This is a genomic window from Streptomyces niphimycinicus (genome assembly GCF_018883605.1).
GTDB lineage: Bacteria > Actinomycetota > Actinomycetes > Streptomycetales > Streptomycetaceae > Streptomyces > Streptomyces niphimycinicus.
This window is the reverse complement of sequence record NZ_JAHLEM010000713.1, coordinates 1-4,646: the sequence shown is the minus strand read 5'-3', so window position 1 is coordinate 4,646 and position 4,646 is coordinate 1. Positions and strand designations below refer to the sequence as shown.

Genomic DNA, 4,646 nt, shown 5'->3' with positions numbered 1-4,646 from the left:
CGCGAGCGCGGTGACCGCCGCCGTGGCGGCGTCCCGCTCCCTGGCCGGCGGCGGGCTGCCGCCGTCGCCCGCCAGGACGCGCCCCAGGAACCGCTTGCGGGAGGCCGCCACCAGCAGCGGGCGGCCCAGCTTCCGCAGCGCGGACAGATGGGCGACCAGGGTCAGATCGTGCCCGGCGTCCTTGGCGAAGCCCAGGCCCGGGTCGATCACGATCCGCTCCGGGTCGATACCGCCCGCGACGGCCTGCTCCAGGCTGCTGCGCAGCTCGGCGACGACCTCGCCGACCACGTCCGCGTACACCGCTCGGTTGTTCATATCGATCGACTGGCCGCGCCAGTGCATCACCACGAACGGCACCTCCGCCGCGGCCACCGTGGGCACCATCGCGGGGTCGGCGCCGCCGCCGCTGACGTCGTTGACCAGCCGGGCCCCGGCCGCCACGGCCCGCTCGGCCACCGTGGCCCGCATGGTGTCCACGCTGATCACGGCACCGGTCGCGGCCAGCTCCCGGACGACGGGGATCACCCGGCGCAGCTCCTCGGCCTCGTCGACGCGCGCCGCGCCGGGCCGGGTCGACTCACCGCCGACGTCCACCAGGTCGGCCCCGGTGGAGATCAGATCGAGACCGTGCTTGACGGCCAGTTCGGTATCGAACCACCGGCCGCCGTCGGAGAAGGAGTCCGGTGTGACGTTCACCACGCCCATCACCGCGCACCGGTCCCACTCCGGCAGTCCGGCCACCCGGCCCCGCCCTTGCAACGTGCTCATGTGCCCAGCCTAGGCGTAGGGGGTGGCTTCTGGATCAGGCCGCCTGCTGGAGCCCCCGCCCGTCGGCCAGCTCCCGATGGGCGCAGGGCCGGGGCTCGGGGCGCGGTCCGCGGCGCAGCAGCCGGGGCAGGGCCAGCGAGACGAAGCCCTCGGCCTGCATCGCGGCCAGGCCGATCCGGGGCAGGTCGCGGGTGTTGCGGAAGACCACGAAGCGCGGCTCCCAGCGCGGCTGGAACTTGGCGTTGAACTTGTACAGCGACTCGATCTGGAACCAGCGGGAGAGGAACACCAGCAGCGCCCGCCAGCCGCGCAGCACCGGGCCGGCGCCCAGCTTCTCGCCGCGCGCCAGCGCCGAGCGGAACATCGCGAAGTTCAGCGACACCCGCTCCACGCCCAGCTCGGGGGCGGCCTGGAGCGCGGCCACGATCAGCAGCTCGTTCATGCCCGGGTCGGCGCTCCGGTCGCGCCGCATCAGCTCCAGCGACATTCCGTCCGAGCCCCATGGCACGAAGTGCAGTACGGCCTTGAGATCCCCGTACGGGCCCTCCTCGGCGCCCTCGCCCGCGGCCTTGTGGGCGGTGGCGATGACCGCGTCCCCGTCCGCCGGGTCACCGATCCGGCCCAGCGCCATCGAGAAGCCGCGCTCGGTGTCGGTGCCCCGCCAGTCGGCGGCGGCGCGCCGGATGGCCTCCAGCTCCTCGGGGCCCAGGTCGGCGGCGCGCCGCACCCGGGTCTGGTAGCCGGCCCGCTCGATCCGCTTGACCATCTGGCGCACGTTGCGCATCGCGCGCCCGGACAGGGTGAAGTCCGCCACGTCGACGATGGCCTCGTCGCCCAGTTCGAGCGCGTCCAGGCCGGTCTCCCGGGTCCACACCTCGCCGCCGGTCTCGCTGCACCCCATCACCGCCGGGGTCCAGGAGTGGGCCCGCGCCTCCTCCATGAAGCGGGCGATCGCGCCGGGCCATGCCTCCACGTCGCCGACCGGGTCGCCGCTGGCGAGCATCACCCCGGAGACCACTCGGTAGCAGACGGCGGCCTTGCCGCTGGGGGAGAAGACCACGGCCTTGTCGCGGCGGAGCGCGAAGTGGCCGAGCGAGTCGCGGCGCCCGTGGGCGGCGAGCAGCTCCCGCAGCCGCTCCTCGTCCACGGGGGTGAGGCGGGCGGCGGGGTGCTCGGGGCGGAAGGCGAGATAGGCGGTGGTGGCGACGGTCAGCAGGCCGAGCGCGCCGAGCGAGTAGCCGACGGTGTAGTCCGCGCCGTGGCGGTAGGCCACCGGCCCCTCGAAGCCGAACAGGCCCCACAGGACGTGCTCGAGCTGCTCGCTGAGCGACGGGCTTCCCTCGATGGTGTCCGGATGCGAACGGACGATGAGCAGTCCCACGGTGACGCTGACCGCGCCGAGACCCACGAAGTTGGCCAGCGCCATCCAGCGGCTGCGCGGATCGGGCAGCGCCGCGAACTCGGCGCGGTAGCGGATCAGCACCCCCATCAGGACGAGGGAGAGAACCATGCCGATGACCGAATGCCGGTAGAGCAACTGGGCGGCCGCGCCGACGGGCAGCAGCGCCACGGCGGCGACCCAGGCCCGCCGCTTACGCCGTTTGAGGCCGTGGGCCAGCATCAGCAGCAGCAGACCGACCACGATCGAGGCGGCGGCGGCCAGCGAGCTCACGGCGCCGGGCAGCAGCTCGGCCAGCGCGTGCACCCTGCTGTGGCGCAGCCGGGGGAAGACGATGTCCATCAGTCCGATGAGCATGCAGGCGGTGCCGACGACCGTGGGCATGGCCTCCGGCCTGGGGCCGTGCAGCAGGCGCCGTATCCGGTTGGGAACCTCTCCGGACGTTTCGGCATCTTGACTGTCAGGCATCTGCATTCCCGTCGCTTCGGTCAAGAGGATCTTTGGTTCTGTTGCGTGGCATCCGCACGATTTGCGCCCTGGAAGACGCCATTTGAGGCGGTGGGGTTCCAACCGCGGCACGGGGGAGCCGGCCGCCCGGCAGAAAGATAGTGATGGGTCTCACGAGCAACAACCTCGTGATCGCGGCGGTCGTGGCGGCATTGCTGCTGTTCGCGGCCACGATATGGCTGTGGCCCCGGTTGTCCGGGCGCGGGGTGGCTCCCGTGCTCGGCCGGGTCGGCATGCTACTGGGGACGCAGCTCACGGTGTTCGCGGCGGTCGGATTGTTCGCCAATCAGTCGTTCGGCTTCTACGGTTCCTGGTCCGACCTCTTCGGTACGCAGGACGAGCCGGGTGTCGTGGTGGACCACGACACGCCGGGTACCCGGGTGCGGGTCACCGAGACCCGCCATCTGGCCGGGGACGGCGGCAGGTCGCCCAAGGTCGCCGGGCGGGTCGAGAAGGCGAACATCCAGGGGCCGGTCTCCGGGATCGCGAGCCCCGCGTACATCTACCTGCCTCCGGAATACTTCCGGCCCGAGTACGCCCGGCGGACCTTCCCCGCCGCGCTGGTGCTGACCGGATACCCGGGCACCACCGAATCCCTTATCAATGGTATGAAATATCCACAGAACTCGCACAAACTGGTCAAGGCGGGGAAAATGCAGCCCCTCGTCCTGGTGATGATGCGGCCGACGGTCGCCTCGCCGCGCGACACCGAGTGCGTGGACGTGCCGGACGGGCCGCGGACCGAGACGTTCTTCACCAAGGACGTGCCGAAGGCCGTGGCCGACCACTACCGGGTGGGTCAGCGGGCCCGTAACTGGGGCGTCATCGGAAATTCCACCGGCGGCTACTGCGCCCTGAAGATGGCGATGCGCCACCCCGACGCCTTCTCCGCGGCGGCCGGGCTCTCCCCGTCGTACAAGGCCCCGCTCGACTCGACCACGGGCGATCTCTTCGGCGGCAGCAAGCGGCTGGAGCGGGAGAACGACCTGATGTGGCGGCTGTCCCACAAGCCGGCGCCGCCGGTGTCGCTGCTGGTCTCCAGCAGCGAGCACGGTGAGGAGAACTACCAGGACACCGTGCGCTTCGTGAACAAGGTGAAGCGGCTGAACCGGCACGGGGCGCCGACCCGGATCTCGTCGATCATCCTGGGCACCGGCGGCCATAACTTCAACACCTGGAAGCGGGAGGTCCCCGCCGCGCTGGAGTGGCTCGGCGGCCGCCTCGGCGACCGCTGAGCCCCGGGGCTCCCCCGACGCCCCCGAAAGCCTTTGGAGGGCGTCAGCCTTTGGAGGGCGTCGGGGAAGGTCCGGGGAAGCCTGGGGCGTGCTACACGTCGGCGACGGTCTGGAGCTCGACGTCCCCGCGCGCGATGCCGCCCGCGTCGGCGTCGATCGAGCGGCGGAGGGCCTCATGGAGCCGGGCCGGGGTGAGGACGCCGAGGAAGCGGTCCTCGTCCAGGACCGCGATCCAGCCCGCGTCATGCTGGAGCATCGTGCTGAACGCCTGCTTGAGCGGCGCCCCGACCGGCAGCCACGCCTCCATCCGGCGCGCCTGGTCCCGTACGTTCCCCTTCGTGCCGTCGGCCGCGTCCGCCGGGATCCAGCCGTGCAGCCGCTCCGCGTCGTCCAGGACGACGGCCCAGCGCGCCCCCTCCGAGGCCAGCCGGGCGGCCGCCTTGGCGAGCGGGTCGTCCAGGTGGACGACGGGCGGCTGCTCCAGGTCCCCCGGCTCGATGGGGGTGACCGACAGCCGCTTCAGCCCGCGGTCCGCGCCCACGAAGTCGGCCACATACGGGGTGGCGGGCGCGCCCAGCACCGTGGCCGGGGTGTCGAACTGCTCGATCCGTCCCGAGCCGTAGACCGCGATGCGATCTCCGAGCCGGACCGCCTCCTCTATGTCATGGGTGACGAAGAGCACGGTCTTGCGCACCTGTGACTGAAGTCGCAGGAATTCGTTCTGTAGATGCTCGCGT

General features: G+C 71.9%; 4 protein-coding genes. 1 reads left to right on the top strand and 3 read right to left on the bottom strand.

Features of this window, described 5'->3' with window-relative positions:
- The coding region (gene folP, locus KN815_RS40930) for a dihydropteroate synthase (RefSeq protein WP_216346862.1) at positions 1-768 on the bottom strand (768 nt) is incomplete at its 3' end.
- Between the two features lie 34 nt (positions 769-802).
- A complete protein-coding gene (locus tag KN815_RS40925; RefSeq protein ID WP_216346861.1) occupies positions 803-2,635 on the bottom strand; it encodes a phosphatidylglycerol lysyltransferase domain-containing protein in 1,833 nt (610 codons plus the stop codon).
- 143 nt (positions 2,636-2,778) lie between these two features.
- Between KN815_RS40925 and KN815_RS40920 the strand changes: the two genes are divergently transcribed.
- Positions 2,779-3,909, top strand: a complete 1,131-nt coding sequence (locus tag KN815_RS40920; protein ID WP_216346860.1) for an alpha/beta hydrolase — start codon at positions 2,779-2,781, stop codon at positions 3,907-3,909.
- 91 nt (positions 3,910-4,000) lie between these two features.
- Here the strand turns inward: KN815_RS40920 and KN815_RS40915 are convergent.
- On the bottom strand, positions 4,001-4,646 hold a 646-nt coding region (locus tag KN815_RS40915), incomplete at its 5' end, for a CBS domain-containing protein (protein ID WP_372458608.1).